The organism is Vicinamibacterales bacterium (genome assembly GCA_036496585.1).
GTDB lineage: Bacteria > Acidobacteriota > Vicinamibacteria > Vicinamibacterales > 2-12-FULL-66-21 > JAICSD01.
The window spans coordinates 1-25,043 of record DASXLB010000065.1 but is presented as its reverse complement, the minus strand read 5'-3'; the positions used below and the strand labels follow the sequence as shown (position 1 = coordinate 25,043).

Below are 25,043 nucleotides of genomic sequence, written 5' to 3'. Positions count from 1 at the left end.
CGCCTCGCGCCCTAGCTCTCGCGCTTGTGGTGCAGCAGCAGGTCGAGTGCGTCCTGCATCGAGCCGGCGCGGGTGATCTCGCCGCCGTTGATGAACAGGATCTCGTCGGCGTTCTCGATCGTGTTGAGGCGGTGCGCGATGACGACCTTGGTCGTGCGCGCCGGCAGCTCGCGGAGGATTTGCTCGAGCACCTGCTCGGTCACCGTGTCGATGTTCGCGGTGGCCTCGTCGAGGATGAGGATCTCGGGCTCGCGCAGCACGGCGCGGATGAAGGCGACGATCTGTCTCTGGCCGAGGCTCAGTCCCTCGCCGCTGGAGGTGACCGGCGTCGCGACCCCTTCCTTGAACCGCTCGAGCAGCGCGTCGAGGTGCTTTTCCGTGAGGCGCGCGAGCAGCGCTTCGTCGGAGAGCGAGGACAGCGCTTCGTTGCCGTAGACGAGATTGTCGCGCACCGTGCCGGTGAAGAGGAACGGCTCCTGCAGGATGAAGCCGATGCGCGCGGCGCGCTCGGCCGGCGTATAGGCGCGGATGTCGCGGCCGTCGAGCAGCACGCGTCCACCCGCCGGATCGTAGAGCCGCGCCATCAGCAGGGCCGTGGTCGTCTTGCCGCCGCCGGTCGGGCCGACCAGCGCATACGTCTTCCCCGGCTCGAAGGCGAACGACGCGTCGCGCAGGATCGGGGTGCCTGGCGCGTAACTGAACCGGACGTGATCGAAGGCGAGCACCGAGGCATCCGCGGCGGCCGCCGCTGGCGCCTGCGCCAGGTCGCCGCGCAGCGCGAGGACGGCCGAAATCCGATCGAGGCTGGCCATGGCCAGCTGGAACGACGACCACAGCGCCGCGAGCTGGCGCAGCGGCATGTAGAAGCTGTTCACATAGAGCAGGAACCCGATCAGCAGGCCGACGGTGAAGCCGCCGGTCGTGATCAGGTAGAACCCGTAGGCCAGGACGACGACCTGGGCGAGGTTGAGCGCCAGGCCGTAGAGCGGGATGAGCACCGTGTTGGCGATTCCGGCCGCTACCGACGCGCCGTAGTTGCGCTCGTTGGCCTCGCGGAACTGCCGCTCGAAATAGTCGACGCGGTTGAACGCGACGATGACGCGGAAGTTGCTCATGCTCTCCTGGATCTCGCCGCTCAGCGCGCCGAGGGCCTGCAGGCTCGCGAGGTTGCGGCGCTTCATCCAGGGGCCGGCGAGACGGGTCAGCACGAGCGCGGCGGCGGCCGGGGCGAGCGCCGCCAGTCCGAGCCGCGCGTGCAGCGTCACCAGGAAGATGGCCGCGCCGGTCATCACGAACAGGTTGGCCGCGACCTGCACCAGCGCCTGCGAGAAGAACTGGTTCAGCTTGTCGGTGTCGTTGTTGATGCGCGAGATCAGGTCGCCGGCCTTGTTTTCGTTGAAGAAGGCCAGCGGCAGGTCCTGCAGTTTCGCGAACAGCGCGTTCCGCAGGTTGAACAGCAGGTAGCGGCCGACCCGTCCCATCTGCTGCGCCTGCACGTAGGTGGCGACCAGGCCGACCAGATAGGCGAGCAGCAGCACGCCGGCCGAGACCAGCACGCCGTGGAAGTCGTGCCCGCGAATATCGGTGTCGATGGTGCGCGCGATGATCACCGGGCCGAGCAGCCCCATCGCGGCCGAGACGATCGTCGCCGCGAAGGCGACCGCCAGCCGGCGGTGCTCGCCCCTCAGTACCGGCGCCAGCTTCTTCAGCGCCGACAGCACCGACGGGCTCGCCTGCGGCCGCGCCGCGCTAAGCCTGTACGGACTCGTAGTGGCTGGTGCTTCGCTGGGAGTCATGGATCTGGGCGTATTCGGGACAAGTGTCGAGCAGGTGCGGGTGCGTGCCGGCCGCCAGCACCTCGCCTTCCATCAGCAGCACGATCTGGTCGTAGTCCTCGATCGGCGCGATCTTCTGGGTGACGGAGATGAGGGTCAGGCCGGGATAGTTGACGCGGACGTTGTCGAGGATCTTGCGCTCGGTGGCGGCGTCGACGCGCGCCGTGAAGTCGTCGAGCAGCAGCACGCGCGGGTTGAGCGCCAGCGCCCGCGCCAGCATGATCCGCTGTTTCTGGCCGCCCGACAGGCTGGTGCCGCGCTCGGCGACGACCGTGTCGAGCCCCTGCGGCAGCGCCCGCACGAAATCGGCGAGCTCCGCGGTCGCGATCGCCTTGTCGAGATCCGCGTCGCGCACCTCGCGGCTGAACCCGATGTTCTCGCGCAGCGACAGGTTGAACATCGCCGCGTCCTGGAAGACGAGCGCCACCTGGCGGTGGAGCGCCGTCCGGTCGTAGTCGCGCAGATCGCGCCCGTCGTACTCGACGTGCCCCGACGCCGGGTCGAGCAGCCCGGTGAGCACGTAGAGGAGCTGCGTCTTGCCGGCGGCGGTCGGACCGATGATCGCCGTGCGGCTGCCTGGCGCGACCTCGAAGGAGACGTCCTTGAGCGCCTCGCGCTCGGCGTAGCGGACGGTGACGTGCGAGACGCGCACCGCACCGCGCAGATCCGCCACGACGCCGCCGCGCTGCGGCGGCGTCGGCGCCGCGAGCACCGCGCCGATGCGCGCGTAGGAGGCGGTCGACTGCGCGATGACGTTGCTCATGAAGCCGATCATGATCACCGGGAAGATCAGGATCGAGAGATAGCTGTTGAACGCGGCGAAGTCGCCAAGGCTCATGCGGCCGGCGATCACGAAGCGGCCGCCGATCGTCAGGATCAGCAGCGTCGCGACGTTGGTGCAGAACATGATGATCGGGATGAGCCCGGCGAACAGGTTGAGGATGCGCAGGCTGATGTCGCGCGCCTCGGTGTTCGCCTTGCGGAACTTCCCCTGCTCGATCGCCTCGGAGTTGAGCAGCCGGATCAGCGCGGCGCCGAGGATGCTCTCGCTGATCACCTTGTTCAGCCAGTCGACCGCCCCTTGCGCCTTCCCGAAGAGGATGCGGACCCGGCGAAGCACGATCTGGAACGTGATGCCGATCACCGGCAGCACCGCGATCACCGCCAGGCCGAGCTTCCAGTCGATCCACAGCAGCAGCGCGCTGGCGCCGATGATCAGGAACACCGAGGCGATCAGCGATCCGATCGCCTGCGAGACGAACAGCTTGACCGCGTCGACGTCCGACGTCAGGTTGGTCAGCAGCTTGGCCGTCGTCACCTGCTGGACATAGGCGAGGCTCTGAGTCGCCAGCGTGGCGACGATCTTCGCCCGCAGATCGCGCGCCACCCGCTCGGCTGCGAACGTCTGCACGATGTTCTGCAGGTAGGTGAAGAGGAAGATGCCTGCTGCCACGGTGATGAACCCGGCCACCAGCGCCGGCGGGATCGGCCGGGCGCCCGCGAAGGCGTCGATCGCGCGCGCGATCAGCCGTGGCACCAGGAGGTTCAGCGCGTTGGCCGCGACCGTCAGCAGCACGATCCCGCCGACGAGGGGCCGGTACGGGGTGAGCAGGCTGGTCAGCTTCGGGGGGCGCGGGGGAGTCACCGGAGCAGCTAGTGTCTCACAGGCGGCTTCCATCTTCAGCAAAATAACTGATATAATATTGCTATAGAAATTACATGCCGTCGCCTGCAATCGATCCAGCGCCGTCCGAAGGGCTTGTCGTCACGAAAGCGGCGCTGCGCGCCGCCGGACTCCTCGGCTTGTCGAACCGGGCGCTCGCCCGGATCGTCGGCCTTTCGGACGCGACGGTATCGCGCATGGGGACGGGCGCCTATACGTTGTCGCCCGGCGACAAAGCGTTCGAGATCGCCGTGCTGTTCGTACGTCTCTACCGGGCGCTCGACGGGCTCGTCGACGGCGACGAGGCGGTGGCGCGAGCCTGGCTGCGCAATCCCAACAGCGCGCTCGGCGATGCGCCGCTGACGCTGATCCAGACCGTCCCCGGCCTGGTGCACACGCTTGCCTACCTGGACGCGCGCCGCGCTCTCGCCTGAGCGCCGCGCGCTCTCGGGCACCTGCTGGCGCCTGGTCGAGGCGCAGCATCACGTGCCGACGATGAAGCTGGTCGACACGCTCGCGGAGCAGCGCGTGCTCGAGTCGATCGTCGAGGAGACGAAGCCGCCCGTGCCGGCCGAGTGCCGCGGCCTGCACTATCTGCTCGCGACCCCTTTTCGGTATGGCGCGCCGTATCCCGGCGGCTCGCGGTTTCGGCGCGCCGGCCTGACCGCCGGCGTGTTCTACGCCTCACAAGCGGTCGACACTGCCGTCGCCGAGATGGTGTTCCACCGGCTGTTGTTCTTCGCGGATTCGCCGGCGACGGCGTGGCCGGCGCGGGCCGGCGAGTTCACGGCGTTCTCGGCGCGCTACCGTTCGGCGGCGGCGCTCGATCTCGGGGCGGCGCCGCTCGACGCCGATCGCGCGAGCTGGACGGACCCCATCGACTACGCACCATGCCAGGCGCTGGCGGACGCGGCCCGCGACGCAGGCGTCGAGCTGCTGCGCTATCCGTCGGCGCGCGACGCCGGCGGCGTCAATCTCGCGCTCCTCAGCTGCCGGGCGTTCGGCGCGCGCGAGCCGCAGGCGCGCGAGACCTGGCGGATTGCCCTCGGCGAGCACGGCGCGCGGGCGCTGCGCGATATGCCGGATCGCGGGATCGAGTTCGGGCGCGAGGCGTTCGCGGCGGATCACCGGATCGCGGCGCTGCGCTGGGAGCGATGAGGGCTGCCGCTTCCCGCGCGCGCGCGGAAGGCCGCCGCTATTCCGGTTCGTCGATCTGGAGCGCGATCGTCCCGATCCCCTCGATCGATCCCTCGAGGCGGTCGCCCGGCTGCACCGGTCCGACGCCGGCCGGCGTGCCGGTGTAGATCAGATCGCCAGCCTCGAGGTGGTAGTACCTCGAGAGGTCGGCGACGACCGCGGCGACGCCGTGGATCTGCATCGACAGGTCGCCCGACTGCTTCGTCTGTCCGTTGACGCGCAGCTCGATGCGGCCGCGGGACGGATGGCCGATCGCCGCCGCCGGCGCGATCTCGCCGAGCACCGCCGACTGCTCGACATTCTTGCCGAGGTCCCAGGGGCGCTGCTTGTCCTTGGCCGCCGCCTGCAGATCGCGCCGCGTCATGTCGAGGCCGCAGGCATAGCCGAAGACGTGGTCGAGCGCCGCCGCCTCGGCGATGCGGAACCCGCCGGTGCCGATGGCGACGACCAGCTCGATCTCGTGATGGTAGTTGCGGGTGCCGGGCGGATAGGGGGCCGCCCCGCCCGAGGCCAGGTAGTGCTGCGAGGCCTTCAGGAAATAGAACGGCGCCTCGCGATCGACCGCCACCCCCATTTCCTTCGCGTGGTCCTCGTAGTTGCGGCCGACACAGAAGATGCGGCGGATCGGGAAGCGCGGGCCGCCGCGCACCGGCGCGGCCGGCGGCGCCGGCGGGGCGAAGAGGTAGTCGCTCACCGGGCCAGTATATCGGGCTGCCCCCGCCAACCATTTCCCGCCGCATCCCGTCATAGTATGCGTCGCTACCTATAGGGAGGCAGAGTGTGTTCAGCCCTGAACTGAAGAAGGGCAGCATCGAGATGCTGGTCCTCTCGCTGGTCGAGTCGCGGCCCCGCCACGGCTACGAGATCGGCAAGTTGATCGAATCGCGCTCGCACGGCCGCCTCAGCTTCGCGCTGCCCACCCTCTACCCGACCCTCCTGCGCCTCGAGAATCGCGGCTGGATCAAAGGACGCTGGGTCGAGAAGGCGGGCGAGCGCGGCCGCTGCTTCTACCGGCTGACCCGCGCCGGCCGCCGCGTCCTGGCCGAGCAGCGCGCCACCTGGCGCACCTACGTCGCCGCCGTCGACGACGTGATGGGCTTCGGCGATGCGTGACTGGCGCGGCTTCGTCAGGGCGCGGCTCCCGCTGCCCGACCTCGCGCCGGAGCGCGAGCTGCGCATCGTCCGCGAAGTCGCGGCGCAGCTCGAAGATCTCTATCGCGATGCCCTCGCCGGCGGCGCCAGCGAGCCGGAAGCCGACGCCCGCGTCGTGGCGCACGTCGGCGACTGGACCCGTCTCGCCGCCGACCTGCAGCAGCTCGACCGCCCCCACCGGCGGCCGGCTGTCGACCGCCTCGTCCGCGATCTCGAAAACCGGCCCGTGCCTGCTCCAGGAGGAAGCCTGATGGTCGCCCACACGTTGCGTGATCTGCGCTACGCCGTCCGCCAGCTCGTTGCCGTGCCGGGGTTCACCGCCGTCGCCGTGCTGACGCTGGCCCTCGGCATCGGCGCCACGACCGCGATCTTCAGCGTCGTCAACGGCGTGCTGTTACGGCCGCTGCCGTACCCGGAGTCGAGTGAACTCGTCCGCGTGCATGAGATCGTGCCGCAGTTCGGCCGCTTCTCGGTCGCGCCGGCGAACTTTCTCGACTGGCGTGCACAGAACGCCGTCTTCGATCGGATCGCTGCCTATTCGACGAGCAGCGCGACGTTCCAGGGGGCGGACGGCCCGCTGCGGATTCCCGGCGCGCTCGTGTCGTGGGACATGTTCCCGGTCCTGCGGGTGGCGCCCGCGATCGGCCGTCCGTTCACCGCCGCCGACGACGCGCCAGGCGCCGGCGCGACCGTCATCGTGAGCCATGCGTTGTGGCTGGATCGTTGTGGCGGGGACCCCGGCATCGTCGGGCGGTCCATCTCGATGAACGGCGCGCCGGTCACCGTGGTCGGCGTCATGCCGGCCGGCTTCTACTATCCGGCACGCGACACGGCATTCTGGCGTCCGCTCAACCTCAATCCAGCCGACGCGACCCGCGGCGGGCACTATCTCGGCGTCGTCGCCCGGCTTCGCGCCGGGGTGACGCTCGATCGGGCGGATCTCGAGATGCGGACGCTGGCGCAACGGCTGGCGGTCGAGTATCCGAAGAACAGCGCCGGCGAGTCGGCCGTCGTCGTCAGTCTGCAGGACCAGGTCGTCGGCGCCATCCGTCCGGCCCTGCTCACGCTCTTTGCCGCGGTCGGGTTCGTCGTGCTGATCGCGTGCGCCAACGTGGCGAACCTGCTGCTCGTGCGCGCGTCGGTGCGCGAGAAGGAGATGGCGATTCGGGCGGCGCTCGGCGCCAGCTCCCGGCGGCTGGTCGGCCAGATGCTCGCCGAGAGCCTCGTCCTCGCGGCGGCCGGCGGCGCGCTGGGGATCGCGTTCGCGCATGCCGCGCTCGGGCCGATCCTGTCGCTTGGCGCCAAGAGCATCCCGCGCGCCGCCGACGTGGCGCTCGATTCCGACGTGCTGGTCTTCGCGGCCGCGGCCTCGATCGTGACGGGGCTGCTGTTCGGTCTGGCACCCGCGTGGCAGGTCTCGCACGGCGGTCTCGTGGGCGTGCTGAAGGAAGGAGGCCGTTCTTCGGGCACCGGCGGGGCCCGCTGGGTGCGGAGCACGCTGCTGGTCGCCGAAGTGGCGCTGTCGATCGTCCTCCTCACCGGCGCGGCGCTGCTGCTGCGCAGCTTCGACCGCCTGACCGGCGTCGATCCCGGCTTCAACCCTGACGGCGTGCTGGCGTTCCAGGTGTCGCTGCCGCAGAAGGCGTACGCGGAGGCCGGGCGGACGACCGGGTTCTACGACGCGCTCACCGGCCGGCTCGAAGCGGAGGGCGACGTGCGCGGCGTCGGCCTCGTGCAGACGCTGCCGCTGCGCGGATCGTACGAGCTGGCGTTCGACATCCGCGGCCGCGCGCCGGCCAGCCCCGGCGCGGGGCCCTCCGCGCACTACCGCGCGGTCAGTCCGCACTACTTGGACGTTCTCGGGGTTCCGCTCGTCAAGGGGCGCGGTTTTGCGGCGTCCGACGGCCCGAAGAACCAGCCCGTCGCCATTGTGGATCGCGCCTTCGCCGACAAGTACTTCCCCAGCCAGAACGCGATCGGGCAGGGGCTCCACATTGGCAACGGCGTGTCCGACTTCTTCACCATCGTCGGGATTGCCGGCAACGTCCGCTCGGACGGGCTCGACGCGACGCCGGTGCCGACGATGTACGTGCCGATCGCGCAGGACACGTTCTCGACGGTGTGGGTCGTCGCGCGCGCCGCTGGCGACCCGGCGTCGCTCGCCGGGAGCGTGCGGCGGACTCTGCACGACATCGACCCGGCGCTGGCGGCGTATTCGATCACGCCACTGCGGGTGATCGTGAACGAGTCGATTGCGCCGCAGCGCTTTGCGATGCTGCTGCTGGCGCTGTTCGCCGGCGTTGCGCTGTTCCTGGCGGCGGTGGGGCTCTACGGCGTGGTCGCCTACTCCGTGAGTCGGCGGACCCGCGAGATTGGCCTGCGCATGGCGATCGGGGCGGACCCGGGCCAGGTCGTCCGGATGATTGTCGGCGGCGGCGTACGACTGGCGCTGCTCGGCGTCGCGATCGGCGTGGCCGGCGCGTTCGTCCTGTCGCGGTTGCTGCGCACGCTGTTGTTCGAGGTCACGCCATCCGACCCGATCAGCTATGCGGCCACGGCCGCGCTGCTGCTGGCGATCGCGACGCTGGCGTGCTACGTGCCGGCGCGGCGGGCGTTGCGCGTCGATCCGCTCGTCGCGCTGCAGTCGGACTGAGCGGAGGCACTCAAGATTTGGACTTATTCCAGGGTTGGATATATCCTGGGTGTCGTGTCCGACAGCGCCGCCGGGCTTCTTCGTCAACGCGGGATCCAGGTCACCGCGCAGCGCCTGGCCGTGCTGCGCGCGGTCTCGGGCCACCCGCACGTCACAGCCGATCGCGTCGCAGGGATCGTCAGGGGGGAGATCGGCGCGATCTCGCTCCAGTCGGTCTATGACGCGCTGACCCTGCTCGCCGCCGAAGGCCTGATCCGTCGCATTCAGCCGGCCGGATCGCCGGCCCGCTTCGAGGATCGCGTCGGCGACAATCACCATCATCTGATCTGCCGCGTCTGCGGCCGCGTCGTCGACGTCGACTGCGCGGTCGGCTCCGCCCCCTGTCTCACCGCGGTGCACGACAAGGGCTACGAGATCGACGAAGCGGAGATCGCCTACTGGGGCCGCTGCCCGGATTGCCGCGGGCGCCGCCGGCCGCGGCCGGCCCCCACCAAGACCACGACAGCAAGGAAAAAATAGAGGTCACGTCAGCATGGATCAGCAATCGCAGTGCCCGTTCTCGGGCAAGACACACGCCGGCCGCGCGAATCAGGACTGGTGGCCCAACCAGCTGGATCTGAAGGTCCTGCAGCAGAATCCGCCGTCACGCGATCCGATGGGAGTGTCGTTCAACTACGCCCAGGAATTCGCGACGCTCGATCTCGGCGCCGTCAAGAAAGACATCGAGCAGGTCATGACCACGTCGCAGGCCTGGTGGCCGGCCGACTTCGGGCACTACGGGCCCTTGCTCATCCGCATGGCCTGGCACAGTGCCGGCACCTATCGCATCCATGACGGCCGCGGCGGCGCGGGATCCGGCATGCTGCGATTCGCGCCGCTCGGCAGCTGGCCCGACAACGCCAATCTCGACAAGGCGCGCCGGCTGCTGTGGCCGGTGAAGCAGAAGTACGGTCGCAAACTCTCGTGGGCGGATCTGATGGTGCTGACCGGCAACGTGGCGCTCGAGTCGATGGGTTTCAAGACCTTCGGCTTTGCCGGCGGCCGCGAGGACAAGTGGGAGCCGGAAGACGTCAATTGGGGATCGGAGGCGACGTGGCTGGGCGACGAGCGCTACAGCGGGGATCGCCAGCTCGCCAATCCGTTCGGCGCCGTGCAGATGGGCCTCATCTACGTCAACCCGGAAGGCCCGAACGGCCATCCCGATCCGAAGGCGGCCGCCCGCGACATCCGCGAGACGTTCCGGCGTATGGCGATGAACGACGAAGAGACGGTGGCGCTGATCGCCGGCGGCCACACGTTCGGCAAAACCCATGGCGCGGGTCCGGCGACGCACGTCGGCCCGGAACCGGAAGGCGGCAATCTCGAAGAGCAGGGCTTCGGCTGGAAGAGCAGCTACGAGACCGGCAACGGTGCGCACGCCATCACCAGCGGCCTCGAGGTCACCTGGACGACCGTGCCGACGCGATGGAGCAATGATTTCTTCAGGCATCTCTTCGAGTACGACTGGGAGTTGTGCGAGAGCCCGGCGGGCGCGAAACAGTGGACACCGAAAGGCACCGCTGGAGCCGGCACCGTTCCCGATGCGCACGATCCGTCGAAACGGCGCGCGCCGGGCATGCTGACGACAGATCTGGCGCTGCGCTTCGATCCCGCCTACGAGAAGATCTCGCGGCGCTTCTACGCCGATCCGCAGGCGTTCGCCGACGCCTTCGCCAGGGCGTGGTTCAAGCTGACGCATCGCGACATGGGTCCGATCTCGCGCTATCTCGGCCCGCTCGTGCCGCAGGAGCCGCAGATCTGGCAGGACCCGGTGCCGCGGGTCGATCATCCCCTGGTCGACGCCGCCGACATCGCCGCGCTGAAGACGACGCTGCTCGGGTCGGGTCTGTCGATCGCGCAGCTGGTGACGACGGCCTGGGCCTCGGCCTCGACGTTCCGCGGCACCGACAAGCGCGGCGGCGCCAACGGGGCCCGCATTCGGCTCGCGCCGCAGAAGGATTGGGAGGTCAACAAGCCGTCCGAGCTGGCCAAGGTGCTGACTGTCCTCGAGGGGATTCAGCGCGCCTTCAACCAGGCGCAGCAGGACGGCACGAGGATCTCGCTCGCCGACCTCATCGTCCTCGGCGGCTGTGCGGCCGTCGAGCAAGCGGCGAAGGACGCCGGATCGAAGGTCGACGTGCCGTTCACGCCGGGACGCACCGATGCGACGCAGGAGCAGACCGACGAGGAGTCGTTCGCCGTGCTCGAGCCCGACGCCGACGGCTTCCGCAACTACGCAGGCGCCGGCCATCGCGTGCCGGCCGAATACCTGCTGCTCGAGCGCGCCTTCCGTCTGACGCTGAGCGCGCCGGAGATGACCGTGCTGGTCGGCGGCCTGCGCGCGCTCAATGCCGCCGACGTGCCAACCCACGGCGCCTTCACCAGCCACCCTGGCACGCTGACCAACGACTTCTTCGTCAATCTCATCGACATGAGGACGGAGTGGAAACCGACGTCGGCGGCGGCGCACGAGTTCGAGGGTCGGTGCCGCACCAAGGGAGACCGCACGTGGATCGCCAGCCGCGTCGATCTCGTCTTCGGCTCGAACTCCGAGCTGCGCGCGCTCGCCGAGGTCTATGCGTGCGACGATGCGAGGGAGAAGTTCGTGCACGACTTCGTCGCTGCGTGGAACAAGGTGATGAACCTCGATCGCTTCGACGTGGCGTCTCCCGCGGCGCGCGCCGGCCGTGGGGCGGCCGCCGTCTAGCGCCTCGTCGCCGTCACTTGTCCGGCACTCGAGAGGGAGCGACCAGCGTCACTCCCTTTCGAGTGGTGGTCAGCGCAAGCTTCTCGTTCGGCTTGACGCCGTCCGGCAGCGTGTAGGTCAGCGCGTACTGGTGCAGCAGCGTGTCCGCGACCTTGGCCAGTACCGGGCCCGGCACGACGCTGCCGCCGACCGGCTGGATGAGGCCGCCGGATCGCTTCGGCCCGTCGCCGAGCACCTGTCCCAGCTCGAGGCCCGAGAGGTAGACGACGTTCAGGCTCGCGCCGCTGTTCTTCAGCGCGTTGAGCGTCGGCTCGGCCTGCACCGATTGCGCCTGCTCGCCGCCCACCGTCACCACCACGATGGCCGGCCGCGCCGCGTTGCGCTTCTGCAGTTCCTGCGCGGCTTCCTCGATCGCACCCGGCATCTGCTCGCCCGTCGTCGCCACCTTGCCGCGCGGACCGATGCCGTTCAGCGCCGCCTTGAGCGCGTTGACGTCTTCGGTGAAGTCCGTCACTTTCGACGGCTGGGGGTTGAACACGCGGATCGCGACCTGGGCGTGCCCGAGCATCGTCTCGAGGAACTGCGCGACCGGTCCCTGGAACGCCCCAGAACCGCCGTCGTCGACCAGCAGCGACACCTGGAGCGGGCCCGTCGCGGGCTGGACGCTGCGAATGGCGCGCTCCTTCCCGTTTTCCTTGACGGCGAGGTCGGCGGCGGCGAGATCCGTCACCGGCTTGCCGCTCCCGTCAACGGCCGAAAAGTACACCGTGCGCACGACTTCCGCCGCTCCCGTGGCGCGCCCGATCGCCGGACTGGCAAGCGCCGCGAACATCACCGCCGACATCAGCAACCGTTTCATCGAGACCTCCGTGTTTTCGACGTTCATCATGGCGCGGCGGCCGTTTCGCCGCGCATAGAATACGTGCCATGCGAGCCACTTTCAAAGCGGTTGGCCTGATCACCGGCGTGACGATCGCGTGCGCGGGGCCTGCCTTCGCGCTCGGGCGTCCTGCCTACGTCACGACCACGCCTGTGCCGGACGCGTTCACTCTCGCGGAGAAGGGGAGCGCCACACCCATCTGGGTCGACGCGGCGGACTGGCCTGGCGTCGTCCGCGCCGCCGGCGATCTGCAGGCCGACGTCGGACGGGTCACAGGCACGACGCCGGCGATCGTGCACGATGCCGCTGCGGCCGGCGGCGGGGTCGTGATCGTCGGGACGCTCGGGCGCAGCCCGCTCATCGACCGCCTGGCGCGCGAGGGTCGCATCGACGTCTCGGACGTTCGCGGCCGCTGGGAATCGTTCGTCCTGCAGACGGTCAGGAACCCGCTGGCCGGCGTGCCGGCCGCGCTGGTCATCGCCGGCAGCGACAAGCGCGGCACGATCTTCGGCGTCTACGACCTCTCCGAGCAGATGGGCGTATCGCCCTGGTACTGGTGGGACGACGTGGCGCCTGAGCACAAAGCTGCACTCTACGTGAAGCCCGGGTCGTACCGCCAGGGAGAGCCGAGCGTCAAGTATCGCGGCATCTTCCTGAACGACGAGAAGCCCAATCTCGATTTCTGGGTTCGTGCGAAGTTCGGCGAGCATCCCACGCCAGGCGGCGGCCCGGGGACGATCGCCAACCTCAACCGTCAGTTCTATGCGCGGCTGTTCGAGCTGCTGCTGCGCCTCAAGGCCAACTACCTGTGGCCGGCGATGTGGAACAACGCCTTCGCCGAGGACGATCCCGACAACGCCCGCCTCGCCGACGAGTACGGCATCGTCATGGGCAGCTCGCATCAGGAACCGATGATGCGCGCACAAAAGGAATGGGACTGGCACCAGCGCGCGCAGTATGGCAACTGGAACTACGCGACGCAGGCTGACGTGCTGAACGACTTCTGGCGCACGGGCGTGCGGGCGCGCAAGGACTTCGAGAATGTCTACACCATCGGGCTGCGCGGCGAGAACGACACGCCGATGGTGCGGACGCTCGAAGAAGGGGTCGCGCTCACCGAGAAGATCGTCGCCGAACAGCGGCGCATCCTCGCCGAGGTGGTCAACCCGGACGTCACGAGGATCCCGCAGCTGTGGGCGCTCTACAAGGAGGTACAGGAATACTACGAGCGCGGCCTGCGCGTGCCCGATGACGTGACGCTGCTTTGGGCCGAGGACAACTGGGGCAACATCCGGCGGCTGCCGACGCCGGCCGAGCGCCTGCGGCCGGGCGGCGCCGGCGTCTACTACCACTTCGACTACCACGGCGGCCCGCGCAGTTATCAGTGGATCGACACCAATCCCATTCCAAAAATCGCCGAGCAGATGCGCCTCGCGAAGCAGTACGGCTCCGACCGCATCTGGATCGTCAACGTCGGTCATTTCAAGGCCTACGCGTTTCCGACGGAGTACTTCCTGAGTCTGGCGTGGGACACGTCGCGGTGGACCGAGGAGAACACCGGCGAGTTCACCCGCCTCTGGGCGGCGCGCGAGTTCGGGGCGGATCAGGCCGGCGAGATCGCCGACATCATGACAGCGTGGACGCGCTTCAACGGGCGGCGCAAGCCCGAGCTGCTCGACGCCGCGACCTACAGCGTCGTGAATTACCGCGAAGCGGACCGTGTCGTCGCCGACTACGACGCCGTGCTCAGGAGGGCAGAAGCCGTCGCGGCCAGGCTGCCGGAGTCCAAGCGCGACGCGTTCTACGAGCTGGTGCTCTTTCCAGTCAAGGCGTCGGCCAATCTCAACGCCATGTACGTCGCCGCCGCGAAGAACGCTCTCTACGCATCGCAGGGGCGCGCCAGCGCCGGAGGCTGGGCGGAGAAGACCCGGGCGCTGTTCAAGGCCGACACGGATCTGATGACGCAGTTCAACAAGGACTTCGCCGGCGGCAAGTGGGATCACTTCATGGATCAGCCGCACATCGGCTACACCACGTGGCGCGATCCACCCGCCAATACGATCGACGCGATCAAGCTGGTAACGCCCGATGTACCGGCCGAGGCCAGGCTCGGCGTGGCGATCGAGGGATCGACGGTCGCGTGGCCCGCGGGCGACGCTCCGCCGGCACGGCTGCCTCGCTTCGACTCATTGAACCGGCAGGTGAGTTTCATCGATGTCTTCAAACGCGGCCGCACGCCGTTTGCGTTCACCGCGAAGGCGAGCGCGCCGTGGATCACGGTGAGCCGCACCTCTGGCCAGCTCGGCGACGACCTGCGGATCGACGTGTCGATCGACTGGGCGCGGGCGCCGGCCGGCGATGCCGAGGGCACGATCACGCTCCGCGGCGCGGATGCGGAGGTCGTCGTCGCGGTGTCGGCCCGCCAGCCCGCGGGAATCACGCGCGAGTCGCTGGAAGGCGCGGCCGAGGGAGCCGGATACGTGTCGATCGAGGCCGCGCACTACACCCACAAGATCGACGCCGGCGATCGACGCTGGTCGCTGGCCGAGAACTATGGCCGCACCCTGTCGGCCATGCGGGCGGCGGCGCCGGTGCCGCCGGCGCGGGCGCCGGCCACCGACAGGACGCCGGAGCTTGGCCTCGAGACGCCTCGCCTGGAGTACCGGATGTACCTCTTCACCCCAGGCTCGGTGACGGCGGCGTTGACGCTCGGGCCTGGCCTGAACTTCGCGCCCGATCGCAGCGTGCGGCTGGCCGTGTCGTTCGACGACGAGCCGCCGCAGGTCGTGACCGCCGTGCCGCAGGGCTACAACGCGCAGAACGGGAATCGCGACTGGGAGGAGACGGTTCGCAACAACGCGCGCCTGGTGTCGACGACTCACACGATCGCCGCGGCGGGCTATCACACGCTGAAGGTCTGGATGATCGATCCTGCGGTCGTTCTCGAGAAGATCGTCGTCAACACCAGCGACGCGCCGCTGCGTCAGAGCTACCTGGGGCCGGAGGAGAGCACGAGAGGGAAGTCGCGACCGTAGGCCGCGCCCACCGCGAGCTCGCCCGCTCCTCCGTGCGCGTCAGGGCGTGGCTGGCCGATGATGCGTGAATCGGGTCAGACGCCGCCAGACGGGCACGCGACTCATGCGCTCGATCGGCTCGCCAGGATCTGTCGTGATGACGTCGGCAGATTCCCCGCGGGTCAGCTGACGCTGATCCCAGAGGGCGTCGCAGCGGAGGCAGACGAACCACCAGCCTCCGGGGGACTCGCCGGCCATCGTGGCAGCGCCCGATCCGCCGCACGCCGGACAGGCCGGCTGATCCGTTGAGCGTCGCGCGGCATCGGTCGCGCGGCGTCCGCCTCCGCACGAGTGACGACGGTCCGACAGGCGGCGTTCGAGACTACTGTTCGTCATCGTTGACCTCCAGGACGCGGCTTCTTCCTCCTTTCGGCCTATCGGCGGTTCGACAGGCGGACGTGAGGCCTGCCGGGCGCAAGGAGGATGGCGCCCCCCGCGTCCGCCTTCAAGTAGGCATGCGCAGTCGGTATCTTCCGGCCCTGGCGTATGATGCGGCACCTAGCCGACATCATGCCCGTGCGTCCCAGTGCTGCCGTCGTCTGCTTCTGGCTGGCGATTGCCGCCATCCTCGTGGCCGACCTGCGTCTCGTGGTGAGGCACGTAGTCACGGCCTGCGGCGGACTCGACAGTGCCGGGTATGTGGGCTCGGCGAAGCTGCTCCTGTCCGGACATCTGACGAAGTACGAGCCGGTGGCGCGGGTGCTGCCGTTTCCCAACGCCACGGCTGCGGTAGCGCCGCTCGGTTTCGTGGCGGGCGCCACGCCGTACGTCATCTCGCCGCGCTTCCCTCCCGGTCTGCCGCTTGTGATGGCGATCGCGCTGGCGCTGGGAGGCGGGGGCCCATTCGTCGTGGCGCCGGCGCTTGCTGTCGCGACGGTGGCGCTCGTGTTTGTGCTGGCTCGCCGCACCGTGGATCCCGTGACGGCGGGGCTTGCCGCGGCGATCACCGCCGTCACGCCGATCTTCGTGGACATGGCGCTTCAGCCGATGAGCGACGTGCCGGCCGCGTTCTGGATCGTGCTGTCGGGAACGTGGCTCTGGCGCGAGCGGCCGCGCGCGGCTATTGGCGCGCTGGCCGCCGGCATGGCGATCCTCACCAGGCCGCCGCTGCTGCTGGCGGCGCTGGCGCTCGGGGCGACGACACGGTGGGAAACGCGGCGTCAGGCCGCGACGTTCGCGGCCATCGTCGCGATGACGACCGTGCTGTTCCTCGCGCTGCAGCGGCATCTCTTCGGAAATGCGCTGTTGAGCGGCTACGGCACGGCCGGGCAGCTGTTCGTGCCGGCGGCGCTCCCCCACAATCTTCGGTTCTACGGCGGCTGGCTGCTGCTCGTCTGCACGCCTGCGATGCCGGCGTTGTTCGGCGTCGGCGCGGTGGCCCAGCCGCGCCTCGCGTGGCGGGCGGGCGCCGTGCTCCTGGCCGTCAGCGCGCCGTATCTGATTTACGCGCCGCCCTTCGAGGACTGGGAAATCCTGCGCTTCCTCCTGCCGGGCCTGCCGTTCGTGTTCATCGTCTGCGCGGGCGGGATCGTCACGATCGGCCGCGCTGTCGGACAGGCTGCCGGCGGGTACGTGGCCGCCACGATCGCGATCGTCCTGCTCGCGGGGGGATCGTACGTGTTCCTCGATCGCCACCGTGTCTTCGACGTGGCGGTCCAGGAGCAGCGCTACCGTCTGGTGGGCGAGTGGTTCCGCGCGCATTCGCCGCCGCGCGCGGTCGCGTTCGCGTCGCTCCACAGCGGCAGCCTCCGGATCTATGCGGACCGACCGACCGTGCGGGCGGAACTGCTGCCAGATGGCCGGCTGGTCGACACAGTCAGCGCTCTCGAGCGCGCCGGCTATGTTCCGTATGTCGCACTCGAACCCGGCGATGAGTACGAGGATTTCGACCGGCGGTTCCACCCGCTCTCGGACCCGGCGCTCGAGGTGACCCCGGAGGGACGCGTCCGCGGCGTCACGTTCCTGCGTCTCGCGAGCAAGACGCGCCAGCCCTGACGCGTTGCGGCGTCCTGGGCTACCATCGGGCGCCATGTCACTGATCCGGCTCGCGGCTCTGGCGCTGTTGGTTGGCGCGTCCTCGCAGGTCGCCGCGCAGAAGCCCGAGGTGCCCGACTGGGCGCTGCCCGGCTCCGACACTCACAAGCAGGTGGCGCCGCCGCCCGAGTTCCACCGCCCGACGACGACCAGCGCGATGCCGATCGGTATTTTCGACGGCCAGTCGGATGTCGGCAGTGCACTCGTGGCCGGTAGCGCCGGCTACGACGCGGCGGCGAAGCGCTACACCATCAGCTCGGCGGGCTACAACGTCTGGTACACGCGCGACGAGTTCCGGTTTCTGTGGAAACGGATGTCGGGCGACCTCTCGCTGGCGGCCGATATCGCCTACCCGGATCCAAACGGCTACGGCGACCGCAAAACCGTGCTCGTCATCCGCCAGGATCTCGACGACGACTCGAAGGAGGCGCTCGCGGCGCTGCACGGCGCGGGGATGATCCAGCTCGGCCTGCGGGCCGAGAAGAATCGGCGTATCACCGACACGGAGTACCGGATCGGCGGCCGCGGCCGGCCCGGAGGTGCCAGCCCCGACAGCCTGGTGACGATCACGGCCCGGCGCATTGGCATCGAGAAGCGAGGCGATGCGTTCGCCTTGTTCGTCAGCCTCGAGGGTGAACCGCTGCACCCGATCGGTCCGTTCGTGACGCTGCATCTCGACGGGCCGTTCTATGTCGGCATCGGGTTCTGCTCGCATCAGCCGGTCACGCTCGACACCGCCGTGCTCTCGAACGTCGTCCTCACCAATGCGGCAGGTGAGCTGCGCTGACGGTTCGAACGGCGGTTCCGCGCTTCAGTCCGGTTCCCGTGCCCCTTGCACATCAGCGCAAGGTTTTCCCCGCGCATCAACGATCGATGAACTGCTGCGCCCACAACTCGAGCGCGATCGTGATCCAGAACCCTTCGGTCGTGGACGGCGCCGACAGGGCGCGGCGCCACCAGCGGCGGACGACGGCGACGTCCACGAGCCCGCGCGCGGCCATGCCGGGCAACAGGCGATCCTCCATCAGCGCCTCGAACGGACGACTGCGGAAGTACTGCGAGAGGGGCAGATTGAAGCCACGCTTGCGGCGGTGGACGAAACCCGCGTCGAAATGGCGCTGCGCGAGCGCTTTGACTACGACCTTCGCGCACGGCGCGCCGCCTGGCAACAGCGGTCCGACCAGGTGCTCCTCCGGCAGGGAACGGGCGAAGTCGACCACGTGGCGGTCGAGAAACGGCACACGGTTCTCCACGCCGTGGGCCATCGTCATCTTGTCCTGGCGCATGAGCACGTCGACCAGATGCGTCTGCATGTCGTACTTCAGACAGTTCGACAGATGGTCGGCATGCCCTTCGCGGAAGAGCGCGCGCCGCTTCTCGATCGCCGGCCGCAGGTCCGCGCCGCGGCGCAGCCGCATCAGGCGGGTTTCGGAATGGAACTGCGACGCACGGATGAAAGCGTCGATCGGGTCGGTCGCGCCTGGCCGGCCGGAGCCTGCGGGCGCGTGCGCGTCGAGCGCGCGAGCGTAGCCGCCGAAGAGTTCGTCGGCCCCTTCCCCGCTGAGCAGCACCGTGGCATGCTCGCGCGCGCGCTGGGCCAGCAGCCAGAGGGCCATCGAGTTCGGATGCCCGATCGGCTGATCGAGGTGCCAGCTCGCGGCATCGAGCGCGCCAATGAAGGCGGCGGCGTCGAACACGAATCGATGGCTGATGGCGCCAGCGGCGGTGGCGGCCGTGACGATCCACGGCTCTTCCGAGAACGGCGTGTGGTCGAAGACTATCGAGAACGCATGTAGATCCGGATCAGGGTGATGCGCGCGCGCCAGGACGGTGACAAGCGACGAGTCGACGCCTCCGGATAACTGACAGCCAACCGTCACGTCGCCCCGCAGCTGCATGCCGACGCTTCGGCCGAGCAGACGGCCGAAACCCTCGATCGCTTCGCTCCGCGACAGGTGCGTTTTCTCTCCGTAGTCGGGGACGCTCCAGTAGCAGGTGTCCGTGCAGCTTTCCGGCGTGATCGTCAGGCGATGGCCTGGCCTGACGAGGCGCACCCCCTCGAGGAGCGACGCCTCGCCGGCAATCGAGCGGAATGCCAGGACTTCATCGACCTGGGCCGGGTCGATCGCCGCGCGAAACGACGGGTGCGCGAGGAACGCCTTCGCTTCCGACGCGAAGAGTACGGTCGAACCCTGCCGCGACCAGTACAGCGGCTTGATGCCGAGGCGATCGCGGACCAGATGGACCGCGCCGCGGCGCGTGTCGGCGATCGCCATGGCGAACATCCCGTCCAGCTGTTCGAGCATCCGCTCCACGCCGTCTCGCTCGTAGAGCGCGAGGACCACTTCGGTGTCCGTGCCGGTGCGGAATCGACAGCCGTCGCGCTCGAGTGCCGAGCGGTGCTCGGGCGCATCGTAGACTTCGCCGTTGAAGAGCAGCGCCGTGGCGCCGTCGCCGCTCATTGTGCTCAGCATGGGCTGATGCCCGCGCGCCGACCGGTCGAGAACGGCCAGTCGCTGAACACCGAGCGCGAGGTCGGGGGCGCCGCCGCGTAGCGACAGGAAGCAGGTGCCTCGGTCGTCGGGGCCGCGATGACGAAGCAGGTCCGTCATCGCGCCAAGCACGCCGGCGTCGACCGGCGCGCCATCCAGGTTGAGGAATCCGACGATGCCGCACATCAGTCAGGCCTGATCAGCATCGCGCCAACGCCGTCGGAGTGACGAAGGACAGCTACGAATTCGGCGCCGAGCGGCATGGTGGACCTGTCGTCGATGTCGCGCGGGATCGGTCTGGGGGTCTGGGGGGCGATCGGGACGTTTCATGGCCTTGCAAGCGCGCCGCTTGCCGGCAAGCAGGTCTCAAGTATCCCCACTTGATACAAGGCCCGCAAGGAGAATCACACTGGCGACGCTCGAGTGCGGACGCGAGAGAGGGTACGCACGCCTTCGATCTCTTCGACGACAGCCGCACGTCGCGCGACATCGTGCGCCTGACACTGCGATTCCTGCGGCAGCACCTGACGGCCGAATTCGATACCACGTGGTGAACGGCTGACGTCCGACCTCTTGCATTCCGGCTCACCCGGCGCCCTGCGATTGCCCGCCGGGCGCGTCGCTGGAGGTCCGTATGCCGCTCCCTTACCGATTTCTCCCGGCCGTTTTCCTGATCACGGCAGTGGCTCCGGCGGTGGCCGACCCCATCACCGTCGTCAGCTCCAGCCGGTTTGTCCAGGCGGCGGCGTCCGCCACCTGCTGCGGCCTGACGAACATCGCCCAGAACAACCTCGATAGCATGGCGCAGACCGCCGTGCCTCCGCTCGAACCCAACCCGAGCGCCGTCGGGTCGGCGACGCAAATGAGCAGGATCATGGAAGCCGAGCGATTCTTCTATGGGCAGGGATCGGTCTCCGGACAGGTCACGGCCCCGGGTGCGTACGGCACGGGCCAGAGCTACTACCGCCTGACGCTGGATCTCAGCCAACCGCAGAACTACGTCTTTATCGGTGTCTTCGAGAGCAGCCGCCTGAACGACGGTGACACCACCTCCTGGCAGGCGTCGATCACCGACGACAACGCTCCGGATACGCCAATTTTTTCTCTCAGGGACAGCGACTCGATTGACCGATACCAGCCAGGCACACTGCAACCGGGCCGGTACGATTTCCTTATCTCGATGGCCGCGATCAGCACGCTGCCGGGAGGCGCCGCCAATGGAGTCGAGGACTTCCGCCTGGAGTTCAGCGACGTCCCACCGGCGCTGACCCCTGAGCCGGCATCGCTGCTGCTGCTCGGGAGCGGCGCGGCCTTCCTGTTTGCGCGGCGCCGCACCGCGGCCACACAATCGGGGGTGAAGCCAGCTTCGTAAAGGGCGGAGCCTGGCGAAGGAGGAGCATGGCCGTTCAACGCTTTGCGCTTTCGGGAAGTCATCGCCAGCCGCCCCCCGACGCGAACATCGTCGGAGCGCCGAGCGCAACAGACACGATCGAAGTGACCGTTGTCCTCCGGCGCCGGGCCGCTCTCGATCTTCGTCAGGAGTCGTCGCCAATCAGCCGTGACGAGTTCGCCGCTCGGTTCGGCGCCGATCCGAAGGACGTCGCCGCCCTCGAAGCATTTGCCGAACAGTACGATCTGACGATCGGTTCGGTTGATCTCGCCCGTCGGGCGGTCGTGCTGTCCGGATCGGTCGCGTCGATGAACGAGGCGTTCGGTACCCAACTGAAGCTCTATCAGGGGCGACACGGCACATATCGAGCGCGCACGGGCGAGCTGTTTCTACCGGCATCCTTGCAGAACATGGTCGTTGCGGTCCTCGGACTCGACAATCGACCGCAGGCCGAGACTCGCTGCAGGCGGCTGTGGAGGGTCACGCCGAGAGCCGCCGGGGATACGTCGTACTCGCCGCCCGCGGTTGCGAAGCTCTATAACTTTCCGACCGACGTGACGGGGGCCGGACAGACCGTCGCGATCATCGAGCTGGGCGGCGGCTATGCGACCGCCGATCTTCAGGCGTACTTCGCCGGCCTCGGTCTGAAGCAGCCGCGCGTGTCCGCGGTGTCGGTCGACGGCGCCAGGAACCGGCCGGTCGGCGATCCCAACAGCGCCGACGGTGAAGTGTTGCTGGACATCGAAGTCGTCGGCGCGATCGCGTCCGGCGCGCAGATCGCCGTGTACTTTGCTCCCAACACCGATCAGGGATTTCTCGATGCCATAACCACCGCCGTGCACGATCGGACCCGCAAGCCCACGATCGTCTCGATCAGCTGGGGTGGCGCCGAATCGACGTGGACATCTCAGTCGCTGCAGGCCTACGACCAGGCGTTTCAGGATGCCGCGGCACTCGGCGTCACCGTGTGCTGCGCGTCGGGTGACGATGGATCCGCCGATGCCGTATCCGATGGCCGCGCCCACGCCGACTTTCCCGCCTCGAGCCCGCACGTCCTCGCGTGCGGGGGAACGCGGCTGGAAAGCTCGGGTGCGACGATTCAGCACGAGGTCGTCTGGAACGGCGGGGCGTCAGGCGGTGCGAGCGGCGGAGGCGTCAGCGAAGTGTTCGCGTTGCCATCGTACCAGCAGAGCGCGCATGTCCCGGCATCCGTGAACGCCCCCCACTTCCAGGGGCGCGGAGTGCCGGATGTGTCGGGCAACGCCGATCCTGCCACCGGCTACGACGTGCGGGTCGACGGGCACAGCGCGGTGTACGGCGGCACCAGCGCCGTCGCGCCGCTGTGGGCCGCGCTCGTGGCGCTGCTGAATCAAAAGCGCGGCAAGCCCCTCGGCTATCTCAATCCTCAGATCTACGGCCAATCCGCGGCGGCGGGATTCCGCGACATCACATCGGGAACGAATGGCGCGTACATCGCCGGGCCGGGCTGGGACGCGTGCACCGGCCTGGGATCGCCCAACGGCGTTCTGCTGGCGACCCTGGGGAGCCCGGCAACCTGACACAGTAACTACCGGTTCAGTCGGGATCAATCTCCCGCACTGCACGACACGCGCGATGTCATCACGAAGCGTGGCCACGTCGTCGCACATGCGCGCGACGTCAAGGCGGTACCAGAGTCCCAGACGACGTCTTCCGCCTGACGAGAATTACAGCTTCATGAATACGACGGTTGAGCTTCGGATTCTTGACGAACAAACGAATGTCGGCCGATACACTGGGTGAACAAATGCCCACGGCAAAGGAAACCCTGGTCGTGGTTGAAGACGATGACGACCTTCGTCGCCTTCTGGAACACGTGCTTGTCTTCGATGGCTATCAGGTCATCACCGCTGCACACGGTGCCGAGGCACTCCAGATCCTGAATCGCGTAACACCCTCTCTCGTGGTCCTGGATCTGGTGCTCCCTTGGACGAACGGCGTCGAAGTGCTCGCGTCGATGCGTTCCACCGAACGATTGCGCAGTGTGCCTGTCGTGGTGATTACCGGTACCGCAACAAGCCTACGTGAGTTGCAGCACCTGATGCCGCTCACCGTCTTGCACAAGCCGCTGAACGCTGAAGCACTCACCCCGGTGATTCAGCAGATGTTGTCAGTCCAGTAGATCTCGTCCTGGCCCCACCCGGCGGCCTCGAACGTGGTGCACCACTCATGCTGCGTGGTGATCTTCGAAACCTGGAGGATTGAGATGGCGAAGGCACCCCTCAGTTTTGTTTTCTACATGGCGGCCCCGATCGAGAAGGTGTGGGACGGATTTGTGTCGAAGGAAGCGAACCGCACGATTTTCATGGGAGCGGAGTTCGACGTGGATCTCAAGCCCGGCGGAGCAATGAGTTGGTCGGGACCGGGGAAAGATGGCAAGCCGACGCGCTATGTAACGGGGAAGATCCTGACGGTCGAGGCACCGCGGCTGCTCGAGTACAAGTTCGGGATGGGCGAGGGCACAGTGATGTCGCGGGTGAAGGTGGAGCTGACTCCGGAGACCGAGGCCGTCAAGGTTGTGGTGACGAACGATGAGTGGGCGGATGACGATCCCGCGTATACGCAGAACGCAGACGGCTGGCCTCGGATTCTTTCCCGATTGAAGACGCTCCTGGAGACGGGGAAGACATTTCGACCGCACTGACGGGCAGTTCGGTCACGCTTGCGGGCGTAGCCCTAGTAGGCATGGTGCGCGTAGCTCACGACAATGCCGCCCGGAACGGGAACCAGCTGAACGTGATATTTGTTCAACTCGTGTCCCGTTACCGTCCTGCCCGAGATGATGCCGACGGTCGATCCAAAGACGACGTCACTCAACCAATGACGGTTGGCCGGCAAACGCGACATCGCCACGTACGACGAGAAGACGTAAGCCGGCACGAAGAGTTTCCAGTTCAGATGGCGCTCGAGGGCCGTGGCAAACGCGAAAGTGTCGGCCGCATGTCCTGACGGAAACGAGCTCTTGCCGCTGCCATCCGGCCGCTCACGGCGGGTGGTGTACTTCAGTGTCTCGACCATCGCCTCCGACACGATCACCGCGCGAATCAGATCCATGCCGGCGTGCGAGACGCGCGGCTTGTCCTTGGCTCGGCCGACGATGTAGACGGTCGTCGCTGCCGCAAACAACGTATAGGACTGCCCGAGCACGGCGCCCGGCTTGAAGAAGTTCTTCACGCCGCTGCTGGCATCGAGAAAATAGGCGTTGACGTTGTCGTCGGCGGGATGAACCGCGAGGGCCAGGCCTCCGCCCGCAGCCGCCCACAGGGCGTTTTCCTTGGACGGCAGGTACTTGAAGTCCTGGCCGAGCTGCTTGAACATCGCATGGATGCCGGTATGCCGTGGGGTCGGCTCCGGAGGGGCCGGCTGCTGATCCGTGAAGACGGGCAGCGCAGCCGCGAGATCGGCGGCCAGGGCAGAACTTGCGTCGGCAGCGGGCGCCAGTTCCTGGGCCCGGGCGACCGATGGCAGCGCGCTAGCCAGGACTGCCATGCCCAGCATCATCACGATCTTCGACACCCGCATACGGCCTCCCCACGCCGACGAGACGGCGGGACTATTTTGCCACCGGCTTCCCGGCCGCATCGAGATCGAAGGAGGCCTGCCTGCCAGTTCGCGGGCCTGCTGATCTCCAGTCGCGCAGGGTAGCGCTGTCGCCCCCAGAGCGCGGTCTTGGGCAGGATATCAGCCGCCAGATGAAGTCTGGATGAACTTCTGCCCGGCGGGAGCGCAGAGTGACACTGGCGGGGCGCTGGACGCCAAGCTATTTCCTGCGATCTATCGACAAGGGCGGCAGTCTGCGATCGATCCGGCCCGGATGCCTGTCGCGCGGTCCCGGCGTCATCTGGCGGTCATGTCCGCTATGCCATAGTCCCCGCATGGTGAAGTCCA

The 25,043-nt window shown here is 68.1% G+C and carries 19 protein-coding genes; 13 read left to right on the top strand and 6 right to left on the bottom strand.

Features of this window, described 5'->3' with window-relative positions:
• Nucleotides 1-11: 11 nt before the first annotated feature.
• On the bottom strand, nt 12-1,721 hold the full coding sequence (locus VGI12_18605) for an ABC transporter ATP-binding protein (GenBank protein HEY2434689.1): 1,710 nt from the start codon (nt 1,719-1,721) through the stop codon (nt 12-14).
• Between the two features lie 28 nt (nt 1,722-1,749).
• Nucleotides 1,750-3,480, bottom strand: a complete 1,731-nt coding sequence (locus VGI12_18600) for an ABC transporter ATP-binding protein (protein HEY2434688.1) — start codon at nt 3,478-3,480, stop codon at nt 1,750-1,752.
• Between the two features lie 74 nt (nt 3,481-3,554).
• Between VGI12_18600 and VGI12_18595 the strand changes: the two genes are divergently transcribed.
• Entirely contained in the window at nt 3,555-3,932 is a 378-nt protein-coding gene (locus tag VGI12_18595) for an antitoxin Xre/MbcA/ParS toxin-binding domain-containing protein (protein HEY2434687.1), read from the top strand.
• Entirely contained in the window at nt 3,898-4,656 is a 759-nt protein-coding gene (locus VGI12_18590) for an RES family NAD+ phosphorylase (GenBank protein ID HEY2434686.1), read from the top strand. The genes VGI12_18595 and VGI12_18590 overlap by 35 nt, the downstream gene beginning before the upstream one ends.
• A 37-nt stretch (nt 4,657-4,693) precedes the next feature.
• Here the strand turns inward: VGI12_18590 and VGI12_18585 are convergent, their stop codons facing one another.
• Nucleotides 4,694-5,389, bottom strand: a complete 696-nt coding sequence (locus VGI12_18585) for a fumarylacetoacetate hydrolase family protein (GenBank protein HEY2434685.1) — start codon at nt 5,387-5,389, stop codon at nt 4,694-4,696.
• 86 nt (nt 5,390-5,475) lie between these two features.
• On the opposite strand from VGI12_18585, the gene VGI12_18580 reads away from it, so the two are divergent.
• From VGI12_18580 to katG, 4 genes are read left to right on the top strand one after another with little or no spacing between them, the layout of a single operon-like run.
• The gene (locus VGI12_18580; protein ID HEY2434684.1) at nt 5,476-5,808 is read left to right on the top strand and encodes a PadR family transcriptional regulator; all 333 of its coding nucleotides are present in this window, start codon (nt 5,476-5,478) and stop codon (nt 5,806-5,808) included.
• Nucleotides 5,801-8,500, top strand: a complete 2,700-nt coding sequence (locus VGI12_18575) for an ABC transporter permease (GenBank protein ID HEY2434683.1) — start codon at nt 5,801-5,803, stop codon at nt 8,498-8,500. The genes VGI12_18580 and VGI12_18575 overlap by 8 nt, the downstream gene beginning before the upstream one ends.
• A gap of 54 nt (nt 8,501-8,554) precedes the next feature.
• Nucleotides 8,555-9,019, top strand: a complete 465-nt coding sequence (locus tag VGI12_18570) for a Fur family transcriptional regulator (GenBank protein HEY2434682.1) — start codon at nt 8,555-8,557, stop codon at nt 9,017-9,019.
• A gap of 13 nt (nt 9,020-9,032) precedes the next feature.
• A complete protein-coding gene (gene katG / locus VGI12_18565) occupies nt 9,033-11,246 on the top strand; it encodes a catalase/peroxidase HPI (protein ID HEY2434681.1) in 2,214 nt (737 codons plus the stop codon).
• A gap of 13 nt (nt 11,247-11,259) precedes the next feature.
• On the opposite strand, the gene VGI12_18560 is transcribed toward katG, so the two are convergent.
• Nucleotides 11,260-12,105 carry a VWA domain-containing protein gene (locus tag VGI12_18560; GenBank protein HEY2434680.1) on the bottom strand — a complete coding sequence of 282 codons (846 nt, stop codon included), beginning with the start codon at nt 12,103-12,105 and terminating at the stop codon, nt 11,260-11,262.
• 68 nt (nt 12,106-12,173) lie between these two features.
• Between VGI12_18560 and VGI12_18555 the strand changes: the two genes are divergently transcribed.
• From VGI12_18555 to VGI12_18545, 3 genes are all read left to right on the top strand, one after another.
• The gene (locus VGI12_18555; GenBank protein HEY2434679.1) at nt 12,174-15,161 is read left to right on the top strand and encodes a glycosyl hydrolase 115 family protein; all 2,988 of its coding nucleotides are present in this window, start codon (nt 12,174-12,176) and stop codon (nt 15,159-15,161) included.
• 555 nt (nt 15,162-15,716) lie between these two features.
• Complete coding sequence (locus VGI12_18550; protein HEY2434678.1) at nt 15,717-17,195, top strand: hypothetical protein; 1,479 nt, start codon at nt 15,717-15,719, stop codon at nt 17,193-17,195.
• A 34-nt stretch (nt 17,196-17,229) separates the two neighbouring features.
• Complete coding sequence (locus tag VGI12_18545; protein HEY2434677.1) at nt 17,230-18,021, top strand: hypothetical protein; 792 nt, start codon at nt 17,230-17,232, stop codon at nt 18,019-18,021.
• Between the two features lie 76 nt (nt 18,022-18,097).
• On the opposite strand, the gene asnB is transcribed toward VGI12_18545, so the two are convergent.
• A complete protein-coding gene (gene asnB / locus VGI12_18540) occupies nt 18,098-19,912 on the bottom strand; it encodes an asparagine synthase (glutamine-hydrolyzing) (protein ID HEY2434676.1) in 1,815 nt (604 codons plus the stop codon).
• 496 nt (nt 19,913-20,408) lie between these two features.
• Here asnB and VGI12_18535 point away from each other — a divergent pair, with 496 nt between their 5' ends.
• The 4 genes from VGI12_18535 to VGI12_18520 all read left to right on the top strand — a co-directional run bounded on the left by VGI12_18535 (nt 20,409) and on the right by VGI12_18520 (nt 23,799).
• Nucleotides 20,409-21,098 carry a PEP-CTERM sorting domain-containing protein gene (locus tag VGI12_18535; protein HEY2434675.1) on the top strand — a complete coding sequence of 230 codons (690 nt, stop codon included), beginning with the start codon at nt 20,409-20,411 and terminating at the stop codon, nt 21,096-21,098.
• A gap of 26 nt (nt 21,099-21,124) precedes the next feature.
• A complete protein-coding gene (locus tag VGI12_18530) occupies nt 21,125-22,675 on the top strand; it encodes a S53 family peptidase (GenBank protein ID HEY2434674.1) in 1,551 nt (516 codons plus the stop codon).
• Between the two features lie 227 nt (nt 22,676-22,902).
• Nucleotides 22,903-23,277: a response regulator gene (locus VGI12_18525; GenBank protein ID HEY2434673.1), complete on the top strand. Its 375-nt coding sequence runs from the start codon at nt 22,903-22,905 to the stop codon at nt 23,275-23,277.
• Nucleotides 23,278-23,331: 54 nt separating this feature from the next.
• Entirely contained in the window at nt 23,332-23,799 is a 468-nt protein-coding gene (locus tag VGI12_18520) for an SRPBCC domain-containing protein (GenBank protein HEY2434672.1), read from the top strand.
• 32 nt (nt 23,800-23,831) lie between these two features.
• Here the strand turns inward: VGI12_18520 and VGI12_18515 are convergent, their stop codons facing one another.
• On the bottom strand, nt 23,832-24,644 hold the full coding sequence (locus tag VGI12_18515; GenBank protein ID HEY2434671.1) for a phosphatase PAP2 family protein: 813 nt from the start codon (nt 24,642-24,644) through the stop codon (nt 23,832-23,834).
• Nucleotides 24,645-25,043: the final 399 nt, after the last annotated feature.

Coding starts and splice junctions, on each gene's coding strand:
- VGI12_18595 (HEY2434687.1), top strand. CDS start 3,555: ATGCCGTCGCCTGCAATCGATCCAGCGCCGTCCGAAGGGCTTGTCGTC.
- VGI12_18575 (HEY2434683.1), top strand. CDS start 5,801: ATGCGTGACTGGCGCGGCTTCGTCAGGGCGCGGCTCCCGCTGCCCGAC.
- katG (HEY2434681.1), top strand. CDS start 9,033: ATGGATCAGCAATCGCAGTGCCCGTTCTCGGGCAAGACACACGCCGGC.
- VGI12_18560 (HEY2434680.1), bottom strand. CDS start 12,105: ATGAAACGGTTGCTGATGTCGGCGGTGATGTTCGCGGCGCTTGCCAGT.
- VGI12_18555 (HEY2434679.1), top strand. CDS start 12,174: ATGCGAGCCACTTTCAAAGCGGTTGGCCTGATCACCGGCGTGACGATC.
- VGI12_18545 (HEY2434677.1), top strand. CDS start 17,230: ATGTCACTGATCCGGCTCGCGGCTCTGGCGCTGTTGGTTGGCGCGTCC.
- asnB (HEY2434676.1), bottom strand. CDS start 19,912: ATGTGCGGCATCGTCGGATTCCTCAACCTGGATGGCGCGCCGGTCGAC.
- VGI12_18530 (HEY2434674.1), top strand. CDS start 21,125: ATGGCCGTTCAACGCTTTGCGCTTTCGGGAAGTCATCGCCAGCCGCCC.
- VGI12_18525 (HEY2434673.1), top strand. CDS start 22,903: ATGCCCACGGCAAAGGAAACCCTGGTCGTGGTTGAAGACGATGACGAC.
- VGI12_18515 (HEY2434671.1), bottom strand. CDS start 24,644: ATGGCAGTCCTGGCTAGCGCGCTGCCATCGGTCGCCCGGGCCCAGGAA.